Annotated in this window: 26 protein-coding genes; 19 read left to right on the top strand and 7 right to left on the bottom strand. The window is 70.0% G+C overall.

The window, feature by feature from the left end:
* The first annotated feature begins 685 nt into the window (after window positions 1–685).
* The 16 genes from AMK22_RS03330 to AMK22_RS03410 all read left to right on the top strand — a co-directional run bounded on the left by AMK22_RS03330 (window position 686) and on the right by AMK22_RS03410 (window position 15,189).
* A complete protein-coding gene (locus AMK22_RS03330; RefSeq protein WP_073781698.1) occupies window positions 686–1,552 on the top strand; it encodes a hypothetical protein in 867 nt (288 codons plus the stop codon).
* Window positions 1,553–1,627: 75 nt separating this feature from the next.
* Window positions 1,628–2,335: a Flp pilus assembly protein CpaB gene (gene cpaB, locus AMK22_RS03335; RefSeq protein WP_073781699.1), complete on the top strand. Its 708-nt coding sequence runs from the start codon at window positions 1,628–1,630 to the stop codon at window positions 2,333–2,335.
* Window positions 2,336–2,342: 7 nt separating this feature from the next.
* Complete coding sequence (locus AMK22_RS03340) at window positions 2,343–3,647, top strand: AAA family ATPase (protein ID WP_073781700.1); 1,305 nt, start codon at window positions 2,343–2,345, stop codon at window positions 3,645–3,647.
* A 3-nt stretch (window positions 3,648–3,650) separates the two neighbouring features.
* Window positions 3,651–4,184: a pilus assembly protein gene (locus AMK22_RS03345; RefSeq protein ID WP_338014128.1), complete on the top strand. Its 534-nt coding sequence runs from the start codon at window positions 3,651–3,653 to the stop codon at window positions 4,182–4,184.
* 3 nt (window positions 4,185–4,187) lie between these two features.
* Entirely contained in the window at window positions 4,188–4,586 is a 399-nt protein-coding gene (locus AMK22_RS03350) for a TadE/TadG family type IV pilus assembly protein (protein ID WP_073781701.1), read from the top strand.
* A gap of 67 nt (window positions 4,587–4,653) precedes the next feature.
* Window positions 4,654–5,991 (top strand): CpaF family protein, encoded by a 1,338-nt coding sequence (locus AMK22_RS03355; RefSeq protein ID WP_073781702.1) that lies wholly within the window; start codon window positions 4,654–4,656, stop codon window positions 5,989–5,991.
* 10 nt (window positions 5,992–6,001) lie between these two features.
* Window positions 6,002–6,940, top strand: coding sequence for a type II secretion system F family protein (locus tag AMK22_RS03360; RefSeq protein WP_073781703.1), 939 nt, complete (start codon window positions 6,002–6,004; stop codon window positions 6,938–6,940).
* A gap of 14 nt (window positions 6,941–6,954) precedes the next feature.
* The gene (locus AMK22_RS03365) at window positions 6,955–7,842 is read left to right on the top strand and encodes a DUF5936 domain-containing protein (RefSeq protein WP_073781975.1); all 888 of its coding nucleotides are present in this window, start codon (window positions 6,955–6,957) and stop codon (window positions 7,840–7,842) included.
* A 60-nt stretch (window positions 7,843–7,902) separates the two neighbouring features.
* Window positions 7,903–9,219: a sensor histidine kinase gene (locus tag AMK22_RS03370; protein WP_073781704.1), complete on the top strand. Its 1,317-nt coding sequence runs from the start codon at window positions 7,903–7,905 to the stop codon at window positions 9,217–9,219.
* Window positions 9,220–9,315: 96 nt separating this feature from the next.
* Entirely contained in the window at window positions 9,316–10,425 is a 1,110-nt protein-coding gene (locus AMK22_RS03375; RefSeq protein ID WP_073781705.1) for a response regulator transcription factor, read from the top strand.
* 254 nt (window positions 10,426–10,679) lie between these two features.
* Window positions 10,680–10,910: a hypothetical protein gene (locus AMK22_RS03380; protein ID WP_073781706.1), complete on the top strand. Its 231-nt coding sequence runs from the start codon at window positions 10,680–10,682 to the stop codon at window positions 10,908–10,910.
* Window positions 10,910–11,518, top strand: coding sequence for a pilus assembly protein TadG-related protein (locus AMK22_RS03385; protein ID WP_073781707.1), 609 nt, complete (start codon window positions 10,910–10,912; stop codon window positions 11,516–11,518). Before AMK22_RS03380 ends, AMK22_RS03385 begins: the two co-directional genes overlap by 1 nt.
* Before the next feature lie 31 nt (window positions 11,519–11,549).
* Window positions 11,550–12,173 (top strand): hypothetical protein, encoded by a 624-nt coding sequence (locus AMK22_RS03390; RefSeq protein ID WP_073781708.1) that lies wholly within the window; start codon window positions 11,550–11,552, stop codon window positions 12,171–12,173.
* A gap of 8 nt (window positions 12,174–12,181) precedes the next feature.
* The gene (locus AMK22_RS03395; RefSeq protein ID WP_107430465.1) at window positions 12,182–12,829 is read left to right on the top strand and encodes an OmpA family protein; all 648 of its coding nucleotides are present in this window, start codon (window positions 12,182–12,184) and stop codon (window positions 12,827–12,829) included.
* Between the two features lie 269 nt (window positions 12,830–13,098).
* The gene (locus AMK22_RS40515) at window positions 13,099–14,064 is read left to right on the top strand and encodes a methyltransferase domain-containing protein (RefSeq protein ID WP_242433815.1); all 966 of its coding nucleotides are present in this window, start codon (window positions 13,099–13,101) and stop codon (window positions 14,062–14,064) included.
* Window positions 14,065–14,322: 258 nt separating this feature from the next.
* Window positions 14,323–15,189 carry an LLM class F420-dependent oxidoreductase gene (locus tag AMK22_RS03410; protein ID WP_073781710.1) on the top strand — a complete coding sequence of 289 codons (867 nt, stop codon included), beginning with the start codon at window positions 14,323–14,325 and terminating at the stop codon, window positions 15,187–15,189.
* A gap of 75 nt (window positions 15,190–15,264) precedes the next feature.
* Here the strand turns inward: AMK22_RS03410 and AMK22_RS03415 are convergent, their stop codons facing one another.
* Entirely contained in the window at window positions 15,265–15,768 is a 504-nt protein-coding gene (locus AMK22_RS03415; RefSeq protein ID WP_073781711.1) for a DinB family protein, read from the bottom strand.
* Between the two features lie 224 nt (window positions 15,769–15,992).
* On the opposite strand from AMK22_RS03415, the gene AMK22_RS03420 reads away from it, so the two are divergent.
* Window positions 15,993–16,586, top strand: coding sequence for a hypothetical protein (locus tag AMK22_RS03420; RefSeq protein WP_073781712.1), 594 nt, complete (start codon window positions 15,993–15,995; stop codon window positions 16,584–16,586).
* A gap of 237 nt (window positions 16,587–16,823) precedes the next feature.
* On the opposite strand, the gene AMK22_RS03425 is transcribed toward AMK22_RS03420, so the two are convergent.
* The 5 genes from AMK22_RS03425 to AMK22_RS03445 all read right to left on the bottom strand — a co-directional run bounded on the left by AMK22_RS03425 (window position 16,824) and on the right by AMK22_RS03445 (window position 23,062).
* On the bottom strand, window positions 16,824–17,273 hold the full coding sequence (locus AMK22_RS03425; RefSeq protein WP_073781713.1) for a DUF3592 domain-containing protein: 450 nt from the start codon (window positions 17,271–17,273) through the stop codon (window positions 16,824–16,826).
* Between the two features lie 137 nt (window positions 17,274–17,410).
* A complete protein-coding gene (locus AMK22_RS03430; protein WP_073781976.1) occupies window positions 17,411–17,977 on the bottom strand; it encodes a hypothetical protein in 567 nt (188 codons plus the stop codon).
* Window positions 17,978–18,206: 229 nt separating this feature from the next.
* A complete protein-coding gene (locus AMK22_RS03435; protein WP_073781714.1) occupies window positions 18,207–20,207 on the bottom strand; it encodes a hypothetical protein in 2,001 nt (666 codons plus the stop codon).
* Between the two features lie 222 nt (window positions 20,208–20,429).
* Complete coding sequence (locus AMK22_RS03440; protein WP_073781715.1) at window positions 20,430–21,902, bottom strand: APC family permease; 1,473 nt, start codon at window positions 21,900–21,902, stop codon at window positions 20,430–20,432.
* Window positions 21,899–23,062, bottom strand: coding sequence for a Zn-dependent alcohol dehydrogenase (locus tag AMK22_RS03445; protein WP_079185903.1), 1,164 nt, complete (start codon window positions 23,060–23,062; stop codon window positions 21,899–21,901). The genes AMK22_RS03440 and AMK22_RS03445 overlap by 4 nt, the downstream gene beginning before the upstream one ends.
* 221 nt (window positions 23,063–23,283) lie before the next feature.
* Between AMK22_RS03445 and AMK22_RS03450 the strand changes: the two genes are divergently transcribed.
* Complete coding sequence (locus AMK22_RS03450) at window positions 23,284–23,868, top strand: helix-turn-helix domain-containing protein (RefSeq protein ID WP_242433817.1); 585 nt, start codon at window positions 23,284–23,286, stop codon at window positions 23,866–23,868.
* 205 nt (window positions 23,869–24,073) lie between these two features.
* Here AMK22_RS03450 and AMK22_RS03455 read toward each other — a convergent pair whose 3' ends face one another.
* Window positions 24,074–24,487, bottom strand: a complete 414-nt coding sequence (locus tag AMK22_RS03455; protein WP_073781978.1) for a DUF192 domain-containing protein — start codon at window positions 24,485–24,487, stop codon at window positions 24,074–24,076.
* A gap of 103 nt (window positions 24,488–24,590) precedes the next feature.
* Between AMK22_RS03455 and AMK22_RS03460 the strand changes: the two genes are divergently transcribed.
* Window positions 24,591–25,249: prepilin peptidase (locus AMK22_RS03460; protein WP_242433818.1), on the top strand; the 659-nt coding region annotated here is incomplete at its 3' end.

Here is a 25,249-nt window from a genome sequence, read left to right on the forward strand (position 1 = left end):
GGCGGGGAAGTAGGGGGAAACGGGGGCGTGTTCGGCCGTGTCGGCCGGCGGTACCGCTGCTGTCCGGGGAGTGACGGGGGGATGGAGGGGCGGGGATCCGGACGGCGGCGGTCGCCGCTGGCCGCTAAAGCTGGTCCAGACCAATCGAGTTGTCAAGACCTCTGGCAGCGACCGCAGTCGGGCGCCCGCCCGCCGGGCCGGATTCCCAGTCGCCCCGCCGTTCGTTCGCGAACGTCCCGTGAACACCCCGCGAACCCTTCACGATCACCGCCGCGCCTCCATGAATTGACGTTTTGTTGACCCTGCCCTGCCCCGTGCGGGTGACGTGGTCCGGGTGCTCGGACAGTGACCGCCCGCCCGCCGCCGGGTCGTCGGGTGCGCCGGTTCCGCATCCGGCCTGACATGCGGAGACGAATTCGGGCTCGCGGGCCGCCGGAAGGCCGATCCGTAACTCTCCGCAGTGGTACAGAAGTTAACGATTTTCGATTTGATCCGATTTGACGCGCGGGCGTTGACCCGAGGTCTTCCTCACGTTGTCGTACTGGCCTCCGGAAAGTGTTCTCTGCCAGGTAAGACGTGGATAAAGTGCTGAGGCAGAGCGCGGATCAGAAGTAATTGCGGCCGGCGTCATGACCGATGTTTGGCCGGAGTTGAAACGGGGAACGGTGTGCCGACCGCAATAGCAGTGACAAGTGCTGATCTGGTACTGCCTCCGACCGACCAGCAGACGCCGACCGCCGCGCTGCTGCAGGCTCCGGATGCCCAGCCGCTGGAGATGGCCATCGGGGACATGCACGTGCTGCTGGAGCAGCACGGCTACGTCGTCGTTGTCTACCCGAGTAGCATCGCTCCCGTCCATGAACGTCGGCTATACTCCGTGCGTTCCGTTCTGGAGAGCGATCGCATCGCTCTGCTCAAGGTGGACCTTCCTCCACTGGGCGTCGCCGTGCTCGTGCGGCAACTGCGCCAGTTGTCCATCTGCGACTTCAGCCCGGGAGTGGTCGCCTCCGCCGCCCGGCTGCTGTCCCACTACATCCATGCGGGCGCGCTGCTGCACTCCGTCACCAAGTTCGACAGGGTTCCGGTCGACCTCCGCACCCATGCCAAGTCCTGGGTGCCCGGCTCCCAGTTCGCGGTGGTCGCGAGTCCGGAGCCACAGCTCGTCACGATCGGCCCGAAGGCGGAACCGCCGACCGGCCCGGAATTCCCCACCGAACTGATGACCGCCAAGGGGCAGTCGCAGTCCGAGTGGGTCAAACAGACCCTCGCGCCCGCGTGGAAGGTCCAGACCGTTCACGAGGCCGCACTTCCCTCCGGCTCCCCCGGCTGGTGGGGAACCGGAAAGCTGGTGGAATTCGCCGCCTATCTGTCAGACATCTCCGTCCTGTACCAACTGGTGTGCTCCGTGCGTCGGGACATCTGCCGCTGGTGCGGAATGGAACTCATAGGTGACCTCTGCGGGTTCTGCTCCTCGCCGCTGCCCGCGGCGGAGAACCGAATGCCACATGCCGGTGTCCTCAGCCACGGAGCGCCCGCACCACCACGGTCCTAGCGCTTCCGCTTTCCTCCGTGGACGCCCTCCTGTCCGCTGCCCCACGCATCCGAATCGAACGAGGTTGTCCGGCCCATGAACTCCCGCCAGCGCCGCGGCGTGATACTCCTGCTCCTGTCGGTTCTGTGCGCCTTCGGCGCCTTCGCCGGCGTGCTCTCGGTGATCAGCGACGTCAACTCCAAGGTGGGCCCCGAGGTTTCGGCCTACCAGCTCAAGTCCGACGTCGCCCCCTACACCGCCCTGTCGTCCGGGCAGTTCGAGAAGATCTCGATGCCCAAGCGCTGGCTCTCCACGAATGCCGTGACCGACCTCTCCGAGGTGAACGGCAAGATCGCCGTCACCCAGCTGCGCAAGGGCTCCCTGCTCCAGTCCGACATGATGCAGAAGCGCCCCGAACTCCAGCCCGGGGAGCAGGAGATCGCCATCATGATCGACGCCGCGACCGGCGTCGCCGGCAAGATCACGCCCGGTGCCACCGTCAACATCTACGCCACGTTCGCCGGTGAACGCGACGGGGATCCCTCCCAGTCGAAGGTCATCGTCTCCAACGCCAAGGTGCTGGACGTCGGCAAGCTGACGGCCCTGGAGCCGAGCCGCGACGGCAAGTCCAACATGGGCACCGAGGCCGTCCCAATCACCTTCGCCCTGAACACGCTCGACACCCAGCGCATCGCCTACGCCGAGTCCTTCGCGCAGCACGTACGCCTCGCGCTCCTGGCCTCCGGAAGCGACAGCACCATCCGTCCGGGCGACCGCACCTACACGCTCGACAAGGACAAGTGAGGATCGGATGACCACGAGGATCCTCCCGGCCGTCGGTGACGTCGACGCGGCCAGATCCGTCACCACCCTGCTCAGCCAGCTCCCCGACGCCGAACCGGCCGCTCCGGTCGGCGACTCGACGCAGCTCATCGACACCCTCGCCCGGCTGGCCGGCGAGTCGCTCGACGAGCTGCCCGAGGTCGTGCTGGTCCACGAGCGGATCGGTCCGGTGCCGGCACTGGAACTGATCCGGGAGGTCTCGCTGCGCTTCCCCGCGATCGGGGTCGTGCTGATCACCGCCGACGTCACCCCCGGCCTGTTCTCGTCCGCGATGGAATCGGGTGCGCGAGGCGTCGTCACCCTGCCCCTGAGCTACGAGGAACTCGTCAACCGCGTCCAGTCCGCGGCCCAGTGGTCCGCGGGCGTGCGGCGTCATCTGAGCACCGGCGCCGAGGTCTTCACCGGCCCCGGCGGCGCCGTCGTCACGGTCAGCGGCGCCAAGGGCGGCGTCGGGACCACCGTCACCGCCGTACAACTCGCCCTGGCGGCCCAGGCGTCCGGGCGCAATGTCGCCCTGGTCGACATGGACCTCCAGGCGGGCGACGTCGGCTCGTACCTCGACGTGCAGTTCCGGCGGTCCGTCGTCGACCTCTCCACGATCAACGACATCACGCCGCGCGTCCTGTCCGACGTCGTCTTCACCCACGGCACCGGACTGTCCCTGCTCCTGGCACCGGGCGAGGGCGAGAGCGCCGAGGAGGTCAGCGACCGCTCGGCCCGGCAGATCGTGAGCGCGCTGCGCACACGCTACGAGGTCGTGGTGATCGACTGCGGCAGCCAGCTGCAGGGCGCGAACGCGGCGGCCATCGAGATGGCCGACACCGCCCTGCTGGTCACCACCCCGGACGTCATCGCGGTGCGCGGTGCCAAGCGTCTCGTACGGATGTGGGACCGGCTCCAGATCCGCAAGGCGGAGGAGACGGTCACCCTCGTCAACCGCTTCACCCGCAACACCGAGATCCAGCCACCCCTCGTCGAGAAGATCACCGGAACGCGGATGGCCGAGACGGCCGTTCCCGCCAACTTCAAGGAACTCCAGGCCGTCGTCGACGCCGGCCGACTCCACGAGCTCGACTCCAAGAGCACGGTCAAACAGGCCCTCTGGGCCCTTGCGGGCGAGCTCGGCATCGTCAAGGTTCCTGAGAAGCCGGAGAAGAACGGCGCGAGGAGCGGCGCGAAGTTCAAGAACGACCGGGGCTCGATCGGCCGCCCACGCGGTGGCCGACGCGACGGCGACTCCCGGAACCGGGCGACGACCAAGGGGGCAAGTTGACCAATGGCACTCACCGAGACGACAGACACGGGGATACCGGGAAGGCATCGCGCCGATCCTTCCCGGCCGGGCGCCCACGGGGTCTCCCGGGTGCGCGGCCGGTCGCGTGACGGGCTGAACGGACGCGAGCGGGCGCACGGGCGGTCGCTGCTGCGTGAGCGGATGTCCGGGCGCGAGCGCGACCGGGGCCAGACCGCGATCGAGGGCCTGGGCATGACCCCGCTGATCATCCTGCTCGGCATCGCGCTCTGGCAGTGCGCCCTGATCGGCTACACCTTCTCCCTCGCGGGCAACGCCGCCGACCAGGCGGCGCACCAGGGTGCCATCACGGAGGGGACCCGGACGCTGGAATGCCAGGAGGCGGCCAGGAAGGACCTCCCGGACGCCTGGGAGGAGACGATGAGGACGACGTGCAGGCGGACCTCGTCGGGCATGTACACGGCCCAGGTCAGGCTCAAGGTGCCGGTGCTGGCGCCGGGAGTGCTCAACTGGCCGTTCACCGTCACAGGCCACGGCGCGTACCCGATGGAGGGCTGAGCGATGAGCGTGCGCACATCCGGCGGCACGGCCCCGGACACCACTGAGGCCACCCGTCGCGACCGCGGACAGGTCGCCATCGAGTACCTGGGCTTCCTGCCCCTGCTGCTCCTGGTCGGCCTCCTCGCGATCCAGACCGGCATCGCCGCGTACGCCGCCAACCAGGCGGGCACCGGGGCCCGTGCGGGGGCCCGCGCGGCCAGCATGTCCATGGGCGGTTGCGACAAGGGAGCGGCCAGGGACGCGATGAGCGGCTGGACCGCCAAGCGGGCCAAATTCCGCCCAGGCGGCTCCTCCTTCGACGAGGTCACCTGCACGGTCAGGGTCGAAGTGCCCGACATCATCCCCGGCGTCAACATCTGGGGCACGGCCGAACGCAGCTCCACGATGCCCCGCACCTGACCCCGGGCCGTACGGCACGGCCGTCCCGTAGGCGGTTCAACAAGCAAGTCGGAACGAGGAGTGAGCAATGAGTCTGCGGGCACGCATGAACGCCCCCGAGAAGAACGGCGGGGGGCGGGAGGACAGCCACATGGTGGCGGCCTACCGTGCCAAGCTGCTCGAAGAGATCGACCTGGCCGAGATGTCCTCGCTCGCCGCCGCAGACCGGCGGGCGAGGCTGGAGCGCGTCCTCAGCCACATCATCAGCCGCGAAGGTCCGGTCCTCTCGACCGTCGAGCGCACCCAGCTGATCCGCCGGGTCGTCGACGAGGCACTCGGCCTCGGCATCCTGGAACCGCTCCTGGAGGACGCGTCCATCACCGAGATCATGGTGAACGGGCCGGACCAGATCTTCGTCGAACGCAGCGGCAGGGTCGAACAGCTCCCGATGCGCTTCAGCTCGCACGAGCAGCTGATGCAGACCATCGAGCGCATCGTGTCGACCGTCAACCGCCGTGTCGACGAGTCGAATCCGATGGTTGACGCGCGTCTACCCAGTGGCGAGCGTGTCAACGTGATCATCCCGCCGCTGTCGCTGACCGGCGCGACGCTCACCATCCGACGGTTCCCCAGGGCCTTCACGCTCCAGGAGATGATCAGCATCGGCTCGCTCGACGAGCAGATGCTGATCCTGCTGTCCGGCTTCGTCCAGGCCAAGCTCAACGTCATCGTCTCCGGCGCCACCGGTACCGGCAAGACGACCCTGCTCAACGCGCTCTCCGGACTCATCCCGAACAGCGAGCGCATCGTCACCATCGAGGACTCCGCCGAACTCCAGCTCCAGCAGAGCCATGTGATCCGACTGGAGTCCCGCCCGGCCAACGTCGAGGGCAAGGGCCAGATCACCATCCGCGACCTGGTCCGCAACTCCCTGCGTATGCGCCCCGACCGCATCGTCGTCGGTGAGGTCCGAGGCGGCGAGTCGCTCGACATGCTCCAGGCCATGTCCACCGGTCACGACGGTTCGCTCGCCACCGTCCACGCCAACAACGCCGAGGACGCGCTGATGCGTCTGCAGACCCTGGCGTCGATGTCCGAGATCGACGTCCCGTTCGAGGCGCTGCACGACCAGATCAACAGCGCCGTCGACGTCATCGTCCAGCTCACCCGGCACGCCGACGGTTCCCGAAAGATCACCGAGATCGCCGTCCTGGACTCGCACGGCCGCGACCCGTACCGCATCGTCTCCGTGGTCCGCTTCAACGCCCGGCCGATGGACTCCGAGGGGCGGATCAACGGCGAGTTCCAGTACCTCCCGATCCCGCGCAGGATCGCCCAGCGCCTCTACATGGCCAGCCAGCCCATCCCGCAGGCCTTCGGGGTCGCCGATTCCGCCGAACAGCTCGCCACCCGAGAGGCCAACTAGGTACCGAGCCATGACCAATCTCCCTCTTCTCACGATCGGCGTCACCCTGCTGGCCGGTGTCACGGGCGTCGCCGGTCTGCACGCCTACTCCGGCGGCAAGGCCGACAGCGACGCCCTGGTGGACCGGCTCTCGCGCACCGGCTCGGTCACGGAGGGCGGGCGCCACCGCCGCTTCCGGGCCATCGACAGGAGGCTGCGCAAGACCGCCCTCGGCGAGAAGCTCGAACTGAAGCTGGCCACCACCGGCCTGGAGATCACCCCCGGCGAGTTCTTCGTCTACGCGATCCTCGCCATGGCCGCGCTGTGGATGATCGCCTCGTCCATGCTCGCCAGCTTCTTCGGCCCGGTCGCCGCCCTCATCGGCCTCTGGGGCACCAATGCCTTCCTGAACTGGCAGCGGACCAAGCGCACCGAACGCTTCATCAACCAACTGCCCGAACTCGCCCGCATCCTGGCCAACGCCACCCAGGCCGGCCTCGCCCTGCGCACGTCCATCGGCATGGCCGCCGACGAGATGGAGAACCCGGCGGGCGAGGAACTGGCCAGGGTCGCCCGCCGTCTCGCCGTCGGCGAACCCCTCGAGGACGCGCTCAGCGAGATGACCGACCGGCTGCCCTCCCGCGAACTCGTCGTCCTCGTCACCACCCTCGTCCTGTCCAACCGGGCCGGCGGTACGGTCGTCAGCTCCCTGCGCAACCTCACGGAGACGCTGGAGGAGCGCAAGGAGACCCGGCGCGAGGTCAAGACCCAGCTGTCGCAGGTGACCGTCACCGCCTACGCCGTCCCGATATTCGGCCTCGGCGCCATGCTCCTGATGAACGCGGTGATGCCCGGCGCGCTCGACCGCATGACCGGCGCCTTCATCGGCCAGGTCGCGGTGGTCATCTCCATCGCCCTCTACACGATCGGATTCATCGTGATCCGCCGTATGTCCCGGATCGACGTCTGATGGGCGGGGGAAACATGGACCTGCTGCTCGCCGGCCTGATGGGCCTCGCGGTGTACGGAATCACCGCCGGCATCCGTATGTACCGGCGCGATGCGAAGCTCCCGGGCGACCTCGCGATCGCCCTGGAGGTCGGCGCCACCCGTACCAGCGCCGTCGGCTCCGGCATCGACCGGCTCGGCATGCGCTGGGCGCCCGCGGTGCTGCGCATGATGGGCCCCAAGGCCGTCAACAAGAAGCGCCGCCAGATCGACCTCGCGGGCAATCCGGGCGGTCTGACCATCGACCGCTACGCCGCCCGCCGCGCCGTCTACGGCGGCCTCGGCGCGTTCGGCGCCCTCACGATGCTCATGCGCGGTCAGCTCTTCCTGGCCCTGGTGCTGATCGCATTCGGCATGTTCTGGGTCGAGGTCGGCATCTGGTCCGCGGTGCGCGTACGCCGTGACCACATCGACCGCACCCTCCCCGACTTCCTCGACGTGCTGGCCGTCGTCGTGTCGGCCGGTCTCGGCTTCCGCCAGGCCCTGGCCCGCGTCGCCGAGAAGTACGAGGGCCCCTGGGCCGACGAGCTCAGCATCACCCTGCGTCAGATGGACATGGGCGTCAGCCGCCGCGAGGCATTCGACCAGCTCCGCAAGCGCAACGACTCGGAGCAGGTCGCCATGTTCGTGACCACGCTCCAGCAGGGCGAGGAGCTCGGTGCCCCGATCGTCGAGACGTTGATCCAGATCGCCAACGACATGCGGCGCACCGACGCCCAGAACGCGCGCCGCAAGGCCGCCAGGGCCGTCCCCAAAGCGACCTTCGCGGTCACGACCTTCCTGCTCCCCGGAACGCTGGTGCTGCTGACGGTGGGCTTCGTCTACGGGGCCAACGTCGACTTCGGCTTCCTCACGGGCGGATGACGTGGACGGCGAGGCCGGCGGGTCCGGCGGGCAGGGCGGGACAGGGGAGGTGACAGGCTCATGTCTTTTCCACTCGGGGGAACCCAGACCGGACTGGACGCCGAGGTGCGCCGGGCGATAGCCGACCCCGGCTCGCGCCCGGCGTTCGCGATCCAGCTCAACGCGCTCCAGGCGATGTGCCGGCAGGTCTTCGGCTTCCGGCTCGCGATGATCGCCATGGCCACGCCGTTCGCGATCGCCCATACCGCCCAGGGCGCGCCCATGTGGCTGATCGGCTCGGCCATCCTCGTCACGTTCATGGGCAGCTACGTCCTGTTCCGCGACTGGGAGCGCTTCGGCCCCGTGCTGCTGCGCCACCCCTGGCTGCTCGGCATCGACGCCTTCTTCGGGGCCTTGTTGCTGGTCACGGCCACGCCCGAATCCACACTCGCCTACGTCACCGTGTGCACCCCGCTGCTGGCCGGTCTCGTCTCCGGCTGGCGGGGTGCGGCGGTCTTCGCCGTTCTCCAGGCCGTCATCGTTCTGGGCGTGTACGCCACCGGCTCGAAGCTGTACTCGGCCGACGCCACGGCGGTCCTCCTGCCAGGCTTCTGCGTCATCGCGGGGGCTCTCGGTGTCGCCCTGCGCAATCTGCTCCTCCGTTTCGGAACGGCCAGCCAGGCCCTGACCGAGACCCGCGCCCGCCTTGCGGTCAGCGAGGCCGTCGAGAGCGAACGCACCCGCCTCGCCCGCGAGATGCACGACTCGGTCGCCAAGACCCTGCACGGCCTGGCTCTGGCCGCCGACGGTCTGGCCGGATCGGCCGACCGCATGGACCCGTCCACCATCAAGCACCAGGCCGAACTGGTCGCCCGCGCCGCCCGGCGCGCCGCCGCCGAATCCCGGGAGCTCCTCTCCGACCTGCGCCGCGAGTCCGGACTCGACGGAGGGGTGGACGTCGTACGCGAACTCCAGGCCCGGACCGAGGACTTCGGTCGCCGTCACGACCTCACGGCCACCTTCCGCCTGTACGACGACATCCCCGTGCCGAAGGTCCCCCAGGCGGTCGCGCGCCAGCTGCTCACCATCGCCTCCGAGGCGATGGAGAACGCCCACCGCCACGCCTGCCCCACCTACCTCATCGTGCTCGCAGGCGTGAAGGGCGACGTCCTGCGCGTCAGCGTGTACGACGACGGCTGCGGTCTGCCCGCAGGCGTCACCCTCGACGACCTGCGGCACGCCGGACACTTCGGCCTCGTCGGCATGGTCGAACGGGCCGCGACCATCGGTGCCCGCATACGCATCGGAAAGGGTCAGGCGGCCAAGGGCACCGAGGTCCGCCTGGAACTTCCGGTCGCCGCTCTCAGCACCACGGCAGAAACGAAGCAACCCGGATGACCGGCCATCGACAGGCCACCGAAGCCGAACAGCGGCCGGACCCAACCGATCGAAATCCACCCTCACCCCCCATAGAACCCTGAGAGGAGGTCGCAGATGCCGGACGACGTCTCCCGCGCGTCGGACCAGAACTGGGCGGCGCGGAACAACGCCTCCCAGCACATGTCCTCGCACGTCACCCCGCTCACCTCAAAGACCGGTGCCCAAGCGTTCCCGGTCCCCGTACCCGTCACCCAGCAGTCCGCGGCATCCGAGTCCCTGCCCCCCTTCCCCGCGCCGCCGGCCCCACCGGCCGTCGGAGCCCTGCGGGTCGTCGTCGCGGACGACAACCCCGTGGTCCGGGCCGGCCTGGGTGTCCTGCTGTCCGGCCGGGACGACATCGACGTCGTCGCCGAGGCCGTGGACGGACGGCAGGCCTACGACATGGCCGTCCGGCACCGACCGGACGTCGTCCTGCTCGACGTCCGGATGCCCGGCGTCGACGGCATATCCGCGCTGCCGCACCTCGTGCAGGTGGCACCGGTCATGATGCTGACCTACAGCCGCGAGAACGAGATAGTCCACGAGGCGCTGCGCCTGGGCGCGAGCGGCTATCTGGTCCACGGCGAATTCACGGCCGACCAACTGGTACAGGCGGTACGCGACACGAAGAACGGTCGCGCCCATTTCACCGCCACCGCAGCCAACGCCCTCCTCGCCCACATGCGTCAGGGCCCGGTCCCGCGGGGGCGACCCCTTCCGGAGGGGCTCGGCACGGCCCTGACCACGGCCGTTCCGTACCAGGGCACGGGCGCCGACGGCCACGGTCCGGGCCTCGCCAAGCACCACGATGCGCCTGCATACACCCCCGAGCCCGAAGCCGCCCCACCTGCGACGCGACAAGCTCGACCGCCGCAGGGTCTTTCGCATCTGCAACCGGTTGTGGCACAGTCTTCCATGGCCGGGGGAGTGGGCACACCCCTCAACAGACAGCAGTACGGGCTGAGTTCACGGGAGGTGGAGGTCATGGAGCTGATCGCGTCCGGCATGAGCAATCAGCAGATCGCCGCCACCTGCTTCATCAGCGAGAAGACGGTCAAGAACCACATCAACCGGATCTTCACGAAGTTGCACAGTGCAAGCCGCAGCGAGGCCATCGCCCGCTGGCTCGGCACGGCTCCCGCGACGGTGCCCGGGGCGCGTGGGTCCGGTGGTCGCCGTGGCTGATCGTGCGAGCGTGAACGGTAACCGGATCGCCGCTGTACGTGCGGGGCGTGGGGCCCAGCACGCGCCGGCCGAGACCCAACTGACGCTTTGGGCCCGGGAATGGGCCCTGGGACCCTCCGGCGGACAAGGTGCTTCGCCGTATGTTTCTCACGTCGCCGGCGGCTCCGGCCAGGAGGAAGCCGGATCCGCGGGCGACGCCCACGAAACGTGCGAGTCGGCCGGCCACCGGTCGGCCGAACCCGGAGGGGAACCCCATGTCGAACATCACCCTGAAGACCGCCGTTCGCGTCAACGGTTGGGCCAACACGGCGGTCAGCGCCATCCAGAAGCGCTACGAGGCCAAGGACCGCGGCCAGACGGCGTTCGAGTACCTGGGCATCATCCTGGTGGTCGTGGCGATCATCGGTGCGATCGTCGCCACGGGCATCGGCAGCGCGATCTCGGAGCGCATCAAGGGCCTGGTGGATTCCATCACCGCCAGCTGATGATTGGTCGCCAAGGCCGCGATGCAGGGCAGGTTTTCCCCATCTACATGATGATGGTGGCATTCCTGCTCTTGCTCGCGTTTGCGTTCTTCGCTGTCGGTAAGGCTGCGGCATTGCGCAACGGGGCTCAGGGCGCGGCGGACTCAGCAGCGCTGGCCGCCGCATCCGAGTCCCGTAAGCAGTTTGAGGGCCCTTTTCTTGCTTCGCTTCCCGGAAAGATGCTGGACGCGTTTCTCCAGGGTCACCCGGTACTCGGCTGTCCTGCCGCGAGTGGGTTCGCATCTGAGAACGATGCGAAACTTGACAGATGTCAGGCGATGCCTGGCGGCTATCGAGATCGGATCGAGGTCGAGGTCACAGGCCGAGGTTCGGTCGACTCGCCAGTGCTTCCCGGTTCCGAGAAGAATCGGGCGGAGCGTACGGCAACGGCCGTGATCGAGTGGCGCTGCCCCGATTGGGAGTCCGTGGACTTCAACGACGACGGCGTCCAGGACATCTATTTCTTCTCCTGCAAGGGAGGGGACTTCCTGGAGATCCGGCCGAGCAGTCCGCCCCCGTGGGACCGGGTGAGCAAGATCCTCTTTGACGTGCGTCTGGTCGACGACTGACAGCGAACGACGAGTAAAGGAATCAGAATCCATGAGCATTCGGTGCTCCACCAGATCCCGAAGAGTCGTGGCGGCCGTCTCGCTGACGGCGGCCCTGGCTCTCGCAGTGGCCGGTTGCGGTACAGATGACGGCGGAAAGTCGGAGAGCAACGGTTCACCGTCCTCCGCCGTGCCGTCCACGTCCTCCGACTCCTCCGACGAGGAGAAGGGTGCCAAGCAGGAGGACACCGCTGCCGGGGAGAACGTGGACCCGAATGTGAAGCTCGCTGAGGTCAGGGGGCAGAACGGGGTCACGCTCATCGTTCATCAGGTCAAGCGCGACTCCGGCGGCTTCGTCACGGTGCAGGGCGAGATCAAGAACGAGAGCGGCGAAGCCCGGCCCGTAGCGGGGTGGGCCGGTTCCGAGAGTCTGATCGTGCAGAAGAATCCGAACTCCGTCGCAGGCGCCGCGCTGATCGACAAGGTCGGGAAGAAGCGCTACTACGTTCTTCGCGACACCGAGAACCGCTGCTTGTGCACGACGAACCTCGTGCCGCTCCAAGCCGGCAAGTCGGCCTCGGTGTTCATGCAGTTCCCGGCACCCCCTGCCACCACCACCGAGGTCGACTTCATGCTGCCGACCTTCGCCACCACCTCGCTGAAGATCTCTGGGTGATGGCCGACATGACCCACACCTCGACCCGCCGCAGGCCGACGCGGCTCGCGGGCCATGTCGTCGCGGTCGCTCTGCTCGCGGCGAGTTCCATGGTCCTGGGGGCGTCGAACGCGGTCGCCGACGACCCGAGCGTGCCGCCCGGCATGGAGGCCAATTCCGTGCCTCCCGTCCACATCGACCCCAACGATCCCGACCTGAAGATGCCCGAGGGCGGCACGCTCGCACCCGCGAAGGTCCTCGACATCGTCCAGGTGATCGAGGACGAGGGCGGTGAGGAGCGTCGCGAGGACAGCAACGCGAACGTCAAGTTCGCGCTCCAGGCCGAGGTCCTCTTCGGCAAGGACAGCGCGAAGCTGAGCCCCGCGGCGCACTCCCGCATCGCGGCCATCGCGGCCGAGATCAAGAAGCAGAACGCCACGAAGGTGCGGGTGTTCGGCTTCACCGACAACCTCGGTTCGGCGGCCCACGGTGACGTGCTGTCCAAGCAGCGCGCCAACGCGGTGCAGTCGGTGCTGGTCAAGGATCTGGGCTCGACCGTCGCCTTCGACATCCGGGGGTACGGCGAGCAGTATCCGGTCGCGAGCAACAGCACGGAGGAAGGCCGCAAGAAGAACCGTCGCGTGGAGGTCTCCTTCCCGCGCGGCGGCTCTTCCTGAGACATCCGCGCCGACGGCAGGGCCCGGTCTCGTGGGGACGCACCCCATGGGGCCGGGCCCTGCCGTGTCATGTCGTGTCGTGCCAGGAGGCCGGGCCGGCCGTCCCGGGCCGCCTCCGGCGCGGTTCGGTTCGCCGCGGGCGAGTTGCCGGGTCGGCGGAGCGGGCCGGGGCGAGGGCCGGTGGGGGCCGGTACGGCATGGATAGGGGCGCTTTAGGGTGGTCGGTGAAGCCACGGCACCGGCCGGGGAGCGGGAGGAGGGCGCGGAGCGTGAGCGGCGACGGGCGGGAGCTGGGCGAGGCCCAGCGCGAGCACTGGCAGCGGACCTACGGCTCGCACCCGGGCATGTACGGGCAGGAGCCCTCGCTGCCCGCGCGGCACGCCGCCGGGGTCTTCCGGGAGGCGGGGGCCGTGGACGTGCTGGAGCTGGGCGCGGGACACGGCCGCGACGCGTTGTACTTCGCGCGGGAGGGCTTCACCGTACGGGCCCTGGACTTCTCGGCCATCGGGCTGGAGCAACTGCGTGCCGACGCCGACCACCAGGGAGTGGGCGGGCGGGTGACCACCGCGGTGCACGACGTGCGCGATCCCCTGCCGCTGGCGGACGCGTCGGTGGACGCCGTGTTCGCGCACATGCTGCTGTGCATGGCCCTGTCCACCGAGGAGATCCACGCCGTGGCCGGGGAGGTCCGGCGCGTGCTGAGGCCTGGGGGCGTCTTCGTCTACACGGTGAGGCACACCGGTGACGCCCACTACGCCTCCGGCGAGGCCCTCGGCGACGACATCTACGAGCACGACGGTTTCGCGGTGCACTTCTTCTCCCGGGGCCTGGTCGACGCCCTCGCCGAGGGCTGGACCCTGAACGAGGTCCACGCCTTCGAAGAGGGCGAGCTCCCGCGTCGCCTGTGGCGCGTCACTCAGTCCCTGGCCCGTGAGGCCCGGATGACCACCACTCCCACCCCGCCCGCGGGCCTCACCGTCGACGGCACCGGCCTGCTCTGCGTCACGCTCCTGCTCCGCCTGAGGAAGGTGATCGACGGCGCGGAGGCGGGCACCGTCGTGCATGTGATCGCTACCGACCCGGCCGCCCCGCTCGACCTGCCCGCCTGGTGCCACATGACCGGTCACGATTACCTCGGCCCCGTTCCCGGCGAGCAGCCGGTGTACGCCTTGCGGCTGTCCGCGGACGCCCGCCCCACCCGGCCCGACCGGCCGTGGCACCGGGCCGGGGACTGACCCGTACGCGCCGTGGGCACGAGCTCTCCGTGCACGGGCTCTCCGTGCACGGGTTCTTCGGGCACGGGTTCTCCGGCCGGGCAGGCGCCTGCCTCCCCGGCCACCGCCCCTGACCCGTTTGCTTCGGCCGGGCGGCGGTGGGCGCGCGGCCTCGCATAGCGTGAACCATCGGGCACCCGGAGCAGTCGGCCGACGTGCGGGTGGCCTGCGGGCCGGCCTCCGTCCCCGGCCGCCCTCCCCGACCCGCGGAGGCCGCACATGAAGCTCGGCTTGCACTACTGGAACTACTCGACCCCGGCCGACCCCGCCCTCATCGCGCCGACCCTCGCGGAGTCCGTACGCGTCGCCGAACAGGCGGACATCGCCTCGTTCACCGTGATGGACCACTACTTCCAGATGGAGACCGGGCAGACCGTCGCCGACGATCCGATGCTGGAGGGGTACACCACCCTCGGCTACGCGGCGGCGCTGAGCGAACGGATGACGCTCGGCCTGATGGTCACGGGCGTGATGTACCGGCACCCCGGCCTGCTGGCGAAGATCGTCACCACGCTCGACGTGCTGTCCGGCGGTCGGGCCAGGCTCGGCATCGGGGCCTCCTGGTACGAGCGGGAGCAGTACGGGCTCGGCGTGCCGGTCGTCCCGGTCGCCGAACGGTTCGAACGGCTGGAGGAGACGATCCTCATCTGCCTGCAGATGTGGAGCGACGACAACGGCCCGTTCCGGGGCCGTCACTACCAGCTCGCCGAGACCCTGTGCGTGCCCGAACCGATCGGCGAACGCCCGCCGATCATGATCGGCGGCGGAGGCGAGCGGAAGACGCTGCGTCTGGTCGCCCGGTACGCGGACGCCTGCAACCTGTTCGCCACCGGCCCGGAGGAGGTCGCCCACAAGCTCGGGGTGCTGCGCGCGCATTGCGCGGCCGAGGGCCGTGACTACGACGCGGTCGAGAAGACCGTGATGTACAACGGGCCGGTACTGGAGAGGCCGGACAGATTCCTCGCCGACGCGGAGGCGTACGCGCGTCTGGGGGTCGGGGAGATCCAGGTCCTCCCGGACCGCCATCCGGTCAGCTTCACCCACCAGATCGCCGAGCACATCGCGCCCCGGGCGGCGCTGATCTGACAGGGGCGATCCGGACCGGGGCCCATGTGTCCAGGGCCGGGTCCATGCGTCCCAAGCAGGGCCCCGGCCCGTTGCTCAGACCCCGGTGGTGCCGTCGACGATCTCCCGGATCAGGTCGAGATGGCCGTTGTGCCGGGCGGTCTCCTCGATCAGATGCAGAACGATCCAGCGCAGGTCGGGATGTCTGCCGTCCGCGCGCGGACGCTTGGCGGGCGTGTCCAGGTCGTGGGACGCGACCAGTTCGCGGTAGCGGGCGGTCCGTGCCTCGTACGCCGACAGCACGTCCGCGAGCGGCATCTCCACCGCGATGCGCATCTCGCGGTCGGGGTCCTCCTCGGTCCAGGGCCCCTCGTCCTCACCGCCGAGGAACGCCACCTCGAACCAGTAGTACTCGACCCAGCTGAGGTGGTTGATCAGCCCGGCGATGGTCATCAGGGGAGAGCCGGGGAGCGGGGCCCGGCGGGCGTCCTCCGGCGAGATCCCCTCGCATTTGGCGCGTGCCGTGTCGCGTGCGTAGTCGAGGAAGGTGGCCAGCTGGGTGCGCTCGTCCCAAGCGGGAGGCGAATCGGTGCGTGTCATCGGCGTACACGATCTGGCATCCGGGAACCCCTGTCCACCGCATTGTCCCAATGGGGCCCGTGGCTGGGCCCGTGGGCCCACGCCCGGGCGGGCGTGGCTCATTACGCTCGTACCGACCAACCGTGAGCCTCTGGACGGCGCCGCCACGAGCGCCCGTCCGGCGTGTCCACGCGCACCTTGATCTGCACGCTCCACCTGATTCCGTTTCATGGGGTGATGTGTCGATGAGTGATGGTTTCTTCTACTCGTACCACCTCGGCTGGAGCCGCCCCGACGCCGAGTCGCTTCTCGGTGACCTCGACGCGGCGGGACTCCGGCTCAACCACCCCGTCACCAGGCGGGTCACGCTGATCGGGCCGGGGCCCGACCCGTGGGGCACCCTGTCGTGGGTGACGCGGGAACAACTCGTGCTGCTGGCCGGTCTGCAACGGATCGACAGCGTCGACTTCCTGCTCTGGACGGACGGCGGGACCGACGTTCCGGCACGGGTCAGGAAGACGGGCAACGGCGTCGTCGCGCTCGAATTCGGCCTCGGACAGCTGACGCGGGACGAGCAGGAACTCGCCGCGCGGGCCATCCGGGAGGCGATAGGGCGGGCATCGGTGCTCTGCATCGGGTTCGTCGTCGACCGGGAGGGCGCCTCCGCCGCGACCGACTGGAACGGGGTCGTCGTCAACGGGACGACGTTCTTCGACAGTTGGCCCGACACGCTCGCCGTGCGGCACGAGATCGCCGCGATGCAGCCGCAGTTGTCCGGGGTGGCGTCTTTCGACCAGTCGCCGTGGATGCTGTTCGGGAGCGAGGTCCCCAGCCGATAGGTGGCGGGGCGGTCCACGCGGTCGAAGGGTGTCCGGCGGACGCCGGCCTGGTCGACTCGCCTGCCGCCTGCCGCCTGCCGCCTGCCGCCTGCCGCCTGCCGCCTGCCGCCTGCCGTCTGACCGTCGGTCGCCGGTTCGTCGTCCGCGCATGACGATGAACCCGTGGCCGTAGAGGGGCCCGTCGAATCCGCGACCGCGGACCGCCACCGCCCCGCGTCCCCGCAGACCGTTACGTCCTCAGAGCCAGCCCCGCACAGCCGCGAAGCCCGCCAGCAGCCCCACCGCGAACGCACCCAGCATGAGCGCGAACAGCGCGGGCATCACCACCGGGCCCCATGCCCCCGGCCCGGCCACCGTGGCGTGCTTCGCCGGGTCGGCCGGGTCGTAGCTGACCCGGACGGGCGCCCCGACCTCGAAGCCGAACGGTCCCGGGGCGTGGTCGGCGAATTCGATCTCGCGGCCGTCGCGGGTCCGGAACGCGAAGACGTACTCGACGGCGTAGCCGCGGCCCGAGCCCGGGCCCCGGTCGACCGTACGGCGGTCCGCGCACCGCCCCTCGACGTGCTCACCGTGCCGGATCAGCCGCAGCACCCGGCGCAGCCGCAGCGCGGACCGGACGGCGAACGCGCCGAGGAGCAGGCCGAACAGAAGCAGGAAGGTGGCCGTGCCCCCGGGCAGGATCTGCATGAACGAGTGCCCCTGTCCGTCGACTCGACCGGGGTGCTCCTGATCCGTCGACTCGACTCCGTGAGTGCGCTGCTGCCGAGTGCGCCGATACGCGGCCGGACTGCTCCACGGACGCGCCGCCGCGTGTCCGCCCGACGCTACTTGACCGTGATCGACTCGACGAACGCGTCGAGGTCCTGCCGGCTCAGCGAGCCCTTGACCGCGTTGATCCGCACGGCGAACGGCACGTGCTTCGAATCGACGCCCGCGACCACGACGCCCGTCATCGGCGTGCCCTGCGCCGGGGTTCGGTCCTTGCCGCTCGACGTGAACTCGTAGTCGATCCTTCGGGCGTCCCGGGCGCTCTCCGGCCCCGTGAGCCGCACGTCCGAGGTCTCCTTGCGGGTCGTCCCGAGGCCGATGCCCGCACCCGCGGCGGCCGCGGCCTCAGCGGCGTCGTCCACGCCCGTGGCGAAGTCGAGCTGCACGGAGACCATGCCGGTGCGCAGCCCGCCCTCCTCCTTGAGCGCCACGGCGGCGTTCGCCTTCGCGCGTTCGGCGGCGGGCTGCTCCTTGTACCCCTTCTTCTCGGGGTAGCCGACGGACAGGCTCTTCGTGTCGAGCGTGCCCCAGCCCTCCGGGACGGAAGCGGCCTCGTCGCCGCAGCCCGTGAGCAGGGTGAGACCGATGGCGGCGGCGGTGATCGCGCCGATTGCCCGGGACATCTTCATCGTCGTCGTCATCGTCCATCGCCTCTTCGTCGTGCGTGATTTCCGTGCGCAGTCCGTCGAACGGGCGGCCGTACCCGTGGCCGGTGCCCTTTCCGGTGCCGGTGCCTTTTATGGCACCCGCGCCCTTCCCGGCACTACAGCTACAGGTACGGCCGCCCCTTTGGCTACCCGTCCCGGCGACCCGCGCCGGCACGGTCGTGCTCCCTCGTCCAGCGACTCCGCGCTACTTCGCGCAGTAGCTGTACGGGAGGTAGGAGCGCTTGTCGCCGTTCGGGGCCCCGAGGAACTCCGCGTCCGTCAGGGTCTCCTTCTTGTGCTCGTCCGAGATCGAGAACCCGAGGCTCATGCCGAGCGAGACCTCGAAGCCGAACTCCTGGGCGTCCGTCTGACCGTGGTACTTCATGGTGCTCGACAGGCCGTCCTGGAACATCAGCTGCTCGAACGGGTCGGTTCCGGTCGGCTTCTGCTGCATGGAGTGGTCGCCGAACATGTACTCGAACGGGGCGGTGTTGTTGCCGGAGCCGTTCAGCCACTGCTCCGCGACGGCCCGCCTGTCCTCGGTGGCCTGGTCGGTGTCCTTGCCGAAGATGATCGAGTTCGTCGTCACCTCGATGCCGGTGTCGCCGGAGGAGTCGCCGCCGCTGATCTTGCCGCCGCGCTTGTCGCCGTCCTTCTTGCCGTTGTCGCCGCTGATGTCGCCCTTGTTGGCGGTCGAACCGCCCTCATGGGTCTGGGTCATGTCGATGCGGACGATCTTGCCGGTCTTCTGGTCGCGGGTGACGGTGACCGCCCCGGTCCGGTTGTCCTTCGCGGAGGCGGCGCCGCCGTACGGGCCGGCCGTGCCGCTGACCTTGCCCTCCAGTTCGAGCTTGGCGGTGTACGTGTACGACTCGTTGCCGTTGACGTCGTCCTTGGTGATGGTCACCTCGGGGGAGAACTTGGCCTTGCCGCCGAGCTTGGCGCCCAGCCTGGACTCGTCGCCCGAGCTGATGGAGAGACCGCCGTCGGCGTACGCGTTGAGACCGATCGTCGAGTACGAGATCTTCTTGTCGCCGATCTTCTTCTCGACGTCCTTCTTCTTGTCGGCCCACTTCATGCCGGAGTACCAGCCACCGCCGTAGCCACCGCTGTACTTGGTGGAGGTCTCCCACATCTTCATCTCTTCGATGTCGTCGCGCATCTTCTGGGCCTCTTCCTCGCTCTTGAAGACCCAGGTGTCACCGTTGGTGATCTTGACGCCGCCGCCGACGTCCACGTCCGCCTTGCCGAGCTTGCCGAGCTTGACGCCAGGGGTGCTGGCGGTGGCTCCGGCGGACGCGGCGTCCGTGAACGTCATGTAGACCAGCTTGTCGTTGTCGTCGACCTTGCCGTCGCCGTTCACGTCCGTGTTGGCCTGGCTGACCTTCTGCTGGAAGCCGTACTCGTTGCCCCACTCGAACCAGCCGATCTTGACCTTGCCGCCGACGGTGTCGGAGATGCTGGAGACCTGGCACATCCTGGGCTCGTAGTCGGCGTCCGTCTTCGGCTTCGCGGTGGTGTCGCCGCCGCCGCCCGAGGAGCAGCTGCCACCGCCGCCGCCCATCGAGCTGATCACGCAGAGGATGCGCTCGCCGATCTGCCCGCCGATGCCCGCCACGGCCATCGCGCCGATCATCGTGACGACGAGGACGATCACCCCGAGGTACTCCATCGCGGTGGCCCCGCTGTCCCGCCAGGAGTACGGGTAGGACGTGGGCGACTCCTGGTCCTCGCGGTCCTCCAGCAGCCGGTGCACGGCCAGTCCCGCGGCGGAGCCGGTCGCCAGTGTGACGACCGGCATCAACGTGCCCTCGAAGCCCACGAGATGCCAGGAGACGGCGAGTCCGTAGACGACCGCGGCCACCGGGACACCCAGCGCGGCGAGCAGCGTCAGCACCCGGGACTCGCGCCGCTCGTACGGGAGCACACGGATCGCGGCGAGGACCGTGAGCACCGTGGTGATGACGTTCGGTACGTGCAGCAGGCCGAGGCGCCAGCCGAACGAGGCGAGCCGCTCCTCGGTGGCGAGCAGCTCGACGAGCCCGCGCGACACCAGGTATCCGGCGGCGATGTAGACGAGGGCGCCCGCGGCCCAACTGCGGGTCAGGGCGAAGAAGACGCCGCTGCCCGCACCGGAGGCACCACCTCCGCCCCCCGGTGGTATGTGGCCCGCGTTTCCGCTTCCCCAGCCCCCGCCACCCGTCACGGTTCTTCCTCTCCGACGCCCACGTGCCCTGCCCGTACCCGCCGTTGTGCATGCGGGTGTGGACGTGAGCGTACGGACGTACGAGCCGGGTGACCTGGGCCCTTGGCCCCAAAGTCGGGCCCAACGGCCGATGCCCCGCACCGCCCGCGAGGGACGCGCGGGAGAACGGGGCAGCGACGCGGCGAGGGCCGGAGGCGGCAGGTACGGGACGGGTGGCGGAGGTCAGTCCAGGTCGTCCGCGAACGTTCCCGCCCGCTCCGCCACTTCCGGCTTCCGCACCCGCAGCACCGCGAAGCCGACGACTCCGAGGACCAGCGCGCCGACGAACACGTACGGCAGCACGTTCAGCGGCCACTGGGGCACGGGCCACAGGTTGCGGTAGAAGACGTAGATCATCGCGGCGGCGCCGATCAGCCCCAGGCCCCAGGTGAGAAGCAGACCACGGGCCCCGATCCGGCGCACGAACAGGGGCGCGGCCAGACACACCAGGGTGTAGCTCAGCATGTAGCCGAAGACGCCGATGGTGTCGATGTACGTCGTCGCGTCCAGTGGCGCGGTCCCGGCGCCGACCACGAGCACCGCCGGGAGGGCGATGAACGGGGTGACGGCCCAGATCGCCGCGGACGGGGTCCGGTGGCGCGGGTGGGCGACACCGAGCCGGGCCGGCATCACGCCCTCGTTCGCCATGCCGAACAGCAGCCGGGCGGCGACGGTGACACAGGCCATGACCACGGCCACGAACGACGCGGCGAAGCCCGCGTGCAGGAAGAACTTCAGGAAGCCGAGACCGGACATCTCCGCCAGCTCGTCCATCGGGTCGGAGCTCTTCCCCAGCGCGTCCGCGCCGCCGAACCCGGCGACCTGCGCGTACGTCGCGAACATGTAGAGCACACCGGCCAGCACCGCGCTGCCCATCACGGAGCGGGGAATCGCCTTGTACGGGTCGGTGGCCTCGGCGCCGAGCGAGGCGGCGCCCTCGAAGCCGACGAAGCCGAGCACGCCCAGCACCACGGCGAAGACGATCCCGTCGAGGGTGGAGCCGCTCAGGCTCAGCTGGTCGGTGTCGATGACGTTCCCGCTCTTGAAGAAGGCGGGGAGCAGGACGACGACGATGAGGACGATCGACACGACCTCCAGCACGGAGGCGACCCGCGCCGCCGTCCGCACGCTGGCGATCGTCAGCCGCACGGCGACGGCGGCCAGCAGCACGTCGAGCAGGATCTGGCCGGTGACCCCGGTGACCCCGGTGAACAGGCCGATGCCGATCTGGTCGAGGGCGCGCGCCGTGTAGTATCCGGCGCCCGCGAGGGAGCCCGAGCCGATGCACACCGCCCCGATGAGCAGCGCCCATCCGGTCACGAAGGATCCGGGGGCCCCGAGCGAGAGCCGGGAGAACGCGTACAGCGAACCCACCCCGGCGCGCCTGCGGGCGAAGACGCAGATGCAGTACGCGATGGCCAGGACGGCGGCCATGGCCAGGAAGAACGAGAACCAGGCGCCGTTGCCCGCGGACGCCGCCATGCTGGCGGGCGCGAACGCGATGACGGCGCTGGGTGCGACGTTCGCGACGCTCTGCGCGCCGACCTCGAACGTGGAGACGGAGCGGTGGGCCAGCCCGTCGGCCTGCTGGTGCGCGGCCTGCGATCCGGTCCGGGGACCGGGCTGCTGCCCGGTCTGCTGTTCGGCGGTGCTCATCTGCGGTTCTCCTCCTTCTCCGTCTCCATCATCAGCAGCTGGCGCAGGGCGTGGCCCGAGGCGAGGTCGGCCAGGGCGTCGCCCGCCTCGTCCAGCGGACGGCGGGCCGAGATCATCGACTCCACGTCGAGGTCGCCGGACACCACGAGGTCCACCAGGGCCGGGATGTCGCGGGCGGCGTCGACCGAGCCGTAGTTGGAACCGAGGATGCGCTGGTCGGCCTCGGCGAGCGCGAGCGGGTCGAAGCGCGCGGTGTGGCCGGCCGGCGGCAGGCCGACGATCACGGCGGCGCCGCCCTGCCCGAGAGCCGCGATGGACTGCTCGGTGGTCTCGATCTTGCCGATGGCGTCGAACACGTAGTCCAGGCCCTCCGGGACCAGGGCCCGCAGCGCCTCGACGACATCGCCGTCCCGCGCGTCGACCGCGTCCGTCGCACCGAGCCTACGTGCCAGCTCCAGCTTCTCCGGTACGACGTCGACGGCGACGATCCGGCCGGCCTTCGCCAGCCGGGCGCCCTGCACGCAGGACAGCCCGACACCGCCGCACCCGATGACGGCGACCGTGGCCCCCGGCTCGACGCCCGCGGTGTTGCGCACCGCGCCGACCCCGGTGGCGATGGCGCAGCCGACCAGCGCGATCACGTCGAGCGGCGCGTCCTCGCGCACCTTGATCGCACCGGAGGCGGGGACGACGACCCGCTCGGCGAACGAGGAGACGCCGAGGTAGTGGTGGGCCGGCTCGCCGTCGATCGAGAGCCGGCTGGTGCCGTCGTACAGCACCCCGCCGGGCGCGACGACCTCGGCGACCAGGCTGCACGCGGCCGGGCGTCCGGAGACGCAGAATCGGCAGGTGCCGCAGGACGGGACCCAGGAGAGCACGACGTGGTCGCCCGGTTCGAGGCCGGTGACGCCCTCGCCGACCGAGGTGACCACGCCCGAGCCCTCGTGCCCCAGCACGACGGGGACGGGGTGGTCCCACTCGCCGCGGATGACGTGCAGATCGGAGTGGCAGACGCCGGCCGCGGCGACGGCGACCTCGACCTCTCCGGGGCCGGGCGGGGCCAGGGTGACATCGGTGACGGTCACTTCCTGCCCGGGTGAGCGGAAGACGGCGCCGCGCACGGTGCGTGCGGTGCTCTTCTGGGAGGACGGGGAGCTCATGGGCTACTCCTCGGGTGGTGCGGGGCGAGCAAGGGGGGAGGGGGAGGGCGGGCGTCACGGGGACGGGACGGCCACCGGGGCGCCTTGTTTAGCGCCATTAAACTTTCGTCAGAGTTTTACAGCACTAAACTCGACGGGTAAAGACCCTTCCGACATGTGCTCCGATATGTGTTCGTCCCCGGCCACTCCCCGTGACCCCACCGCCAGGTAGCGTGTCCGCCATGTCCGCAGCCCCTGACAGCCACATGTCCACGATCGGTCCGCGGCTGCGCGAGCTCCGCCTGGCGCAGGGGCTGACGCTCGCTCAGATCGCCGAGGCGGCGGGCGTCACCAAGGGCTTCGTCAGCCTCGCCGAGCGCGGCAAGACCTCGGTCTCCGTGCCCACCCTGATCCGCATCTGCGAGGCGCTGGGCACGGGCATCGCCGCGCTCTTCGACTATCCGGACCAGGACGTCGTCAAGAGCGGCCGGGGCGCCAGGCTGGAGATGGGTGGGCACGGCATCGAGGAGTTCCTCCTCACCCCTGCCGAGGAACGGCACGTCCAGGTCATGCGGACGATCCTGAGCCCCGGCGGCGGCTCGGGCGGCGCGTACAGCCTGGAGGCCGAGACGGTCTTCGCCTATCTGGTACGGGGCACGCTGCGGCTGACCGTGGACGGCGAGCCCAGGTTCCTGGAGGCGGGGGACTCGACGACGTTCTCGGCGCGTGCCGCCCACGCCTGGGACAACCCGGGCGGGGACGAGGCCGAGGTCCTGTGGTCGATCGCCCCGGCGCTGCCGCGCTCCCGTACCAAGCTCCGGTCATAGGGCGGCCGGGCGGGTACCCGCCCCTTCCGTGCTCGGCTGCCGCGCCCCGGAGCGTGCCCGTCGCTTTTCGTCCGGCACGTGCCCATCACCCTCCGCGCGCGGCCGGGCACCGTCTTCGAACCGCCGCCCGCCGTGCGGCGCCGACGGCACCTCGAAGACATCGACGGCACCTCGAAGACGTCGACGGCACTTCGAGGTCACGGCACTAGCGCACCCGGTCCGTCTCCTCCTGGACGATGCTCACCCGCGTCCCCGGCCGCAGCCCCCACGACTCCATCGCCCCCGCCTCCGACTCGATCACGTGCCGGGCCCGCAGCCGGGGCAGCCCGAGCCGGCCCGGCTTCATCGTGCGGACGGCGATCACGTTGAACTTCCGGTCCACGTACGCCACGTCGATGGTGAACCGCATCCCGAAGGTGTGCACGCTCCCGCACGGGGTGATCAGCAGGGCGCCGTCGATCCCGTCCTGTCCGAGCAGCCCCCGGCTCCTGGTCCGGTACGTGGCCGCGATCCGCAGCGGTATCGCCGGTGCCTCCGGTGTCTCCGGTGCTCTTGGCCCCTGCCCCTCACGTGCGTCGCTGACCGTCAACATGCCGTTGCCATTGCGCCATTGAGCCATGGCCACGACGGTAGCGTCCGGTGACGGCCGCTGGGTCCGGAACGGTACGAGGTGGGCCCCAGGACCCATGACCCGTGTCCGGCGCCCGCCTAGGGTCGGCAACGTGTACGCCATGCTGACAGCGCTCGCCGCACTCTGGGGAGCGGCGTCGGGGCTGCTGGTCCCGCGCGCCGCCTACCGGTTCTCCGTCGAACCGGAGGAGACCTGGCGCGACACCTGCCCCGAGGGCCACGCCCTGACCGGGGCCCTCGGCGGCTGGCTCGGCTCCGCGCGGTGTGCCGCCTGCGCGGAGGCGGTGCCGGTGACGACCGCCACGGCCGCCGGGTCCGGAGCCGGGGGCGGCGGTACGGGCGAGCCGGTCGGTGCTGCGGAGGACACGGCCGCCGGGCCGAAGGACGCGGATCCGGACTCGGCCCCGGACCCGGGCGACGCGCCGGGTGACGCGGACGCCGCGCTGCCCGGGGCCCGTTACGCGCCCGGTGTGCTCGTGCCCGTGGTCACCGCCCTCGCCTGCGCCGTCCTCGCGGCGGCCGTCGGCCCCCGCCCCGAGCTCGCCGTGTGGCTGCTGCTGGCCCCCGTCGGCGTGCTCCTCGCGGCCATCGACCGCCGGGTCCACCGGCTCCCCGACCAGCTGACCCTGCCCGCCGCCGGAGCGGTCACCGCGCTGCTCGGCGTCGCCACGCTGCTTCCGGCGCACGCCGGGAACTGGGTGTCCGGCCTCCTCGGCGGGGCCGCTCTCGGTGGCTTCTACTTCCTGCTCTT

Origin of the sequence: Streptomyces sp. CB01580 (genome assembly GCF_001905795.1) — a bacterium.
GTDB lineage: Bacteria > Actinomycetota > Actinomycetes > Streptomycetales > Streptomycetaceae > Streptomyces.

Coding starts and splice junctions, on each gene's coding strand:
- AMK22_RS03370 (WP_073781704.1), top strand. CDS start 7,903: ATGTCTTTTCCACTCGGGGGAACCCAGACCGGACTGGACGCCGAGGTG.
- AMK22_RS03345 (WP_338014128.1), top strand. CDS start 3,651: ATGGCACTCACCGAGACGACAGACACGGGGATACCGGGAAGGCATCGC.
- AMK22_RS03385 (WP_073781707.1), top strand. CDS start 10,910: ATGATTGGTCGCCAAGGCCGCGATGCAGGGCAGGTTTTCCCCATCTAC.
- cpaB (WP_073781699.1), top strand. CDS start 1,628: ATGAACTCCCGCCAGCGCCGCGGCGTGATACTCCTGCTCCTGTCGGTT.
- AMK22_RS03430 (WP_073781976.1), bottom strand. CDS start 17,977: ATGTCCCGGGCAATCGGCGCGATCACCGCCGCCGCCATCGGTCTCACC.
- AMK22_RS03375 (WP_073781705.1), top strand. CDS start 9,316: ATGCCGGACGACGTCTCCCGCGCGTCGGACCAGAACTGGGCGGCGCGG.
- AMK22_RS03415 (WP_073781711.1), bottom strand. CDS start 15,768: ATGACACGCACCGATTCGCCTCCCGCTTGGGACGAGCGCACCCAGCTG.
- AMK22_RS03425 (WP_073781713.1), bottom strand. CDS start 17,273: ATGCAGATCCTGCCCGGGGGCACGGCCACCTTCCTGCTTCTGTTCGGC.
- AMK22_RS03420 (WP_073781712.1), top strand. CDS start 15,993: ATGAGTGATGGTTTCTTCTACTCGTACCACCTCGGCTGGAGCCGCCCC.
- AMK22_RS03445 (WP_079185903.1), bottom strand. CDS start 23,062: ATGAGCTCCCCGTCCTCCCAGAAGAGCACCGCACGCACCGTGCGCGGC.
- AMK22_RS03390 (WP_073781708.1), top strand. CDS start 11,550: ATGAGCATTCGGTGCTCCACCAGATCCCGAAGAGTCGTGGCGGCCGTC.
- AMK22_RS03340 (WP_073781700.1), top strand. CDS start 2,343: ATGACCACGAGGATCCTCCCGGCCGTCGGTGACGTCGACGCGGCCAGA.
- AMK22_RS03410 (WP_073781710.1), top strand. CDS start 14,323: ATGAAGCTCGGCTTGCACTACTGGAACTACTCGACCCCGGCCGACCCC.
- AMK22_RS03455 (WP_073781978.1), bottom strand. CDS start 24,487: ATGGCTCAATGGCGCAATGGCAACGGCATGTTGACGGTCAGCGACGCA.
- AMK22_RS03355 (WP_073781702.1), top strand. CDS start 4,654: ATGAGTCTGCGGGCACGCATGAACGCCCCCGAGAAGAACGGCGGGGGG.
- AMK22_RS03380 (WP_073781706.1), top strand. CDS start 10,680: ATGTCGAACATCACCCTGAAGACCGCCGTTCGCGTCAACGGTTGGGCC.
- AMK22_RS03395 (WP_107430465.1), top strand. CDS start 12,182: ATGACCCACACCTCGACCCGCCGCAGGCCGACGCGGCTCGCGGGCCAT.
- AMK22_RS03450 (WP_242433817.1), top strand. CDS start 23,284: ATGTCCGCAGCCCCTGACAGCCACATGTCCACGATCGGTCCGCGGCTG.
- AMK22_RS03350 (WP_073781701.1), top strand. CDS start 4,188: ATGAGCGTGCGCACATCCGGCGGCACGGCCCCGGACACCACTGAGGCC.
- AMK22_RS03365 (WP_073781975.1), top strand. CDS start 6,955: ATGGACCTGCTGCTCGCCGGCCTGATGGGCCTCGCGGTGTACGGAATC.
- AMK22_RS03360 (WP_073781703.1), top strand. CDS start 6,002: ATGACCAATCTCCCTCTTCTCACGATCGGCGTCACCCTGCTGGCCGGT.
- AMK22_RS03440 (WP_073781715.1), bottom strand. CDS start 21,902: ATGAGCACCGCCGAACAGCAGACCGGGCAGCAGCCCGGTCCCCGGACC.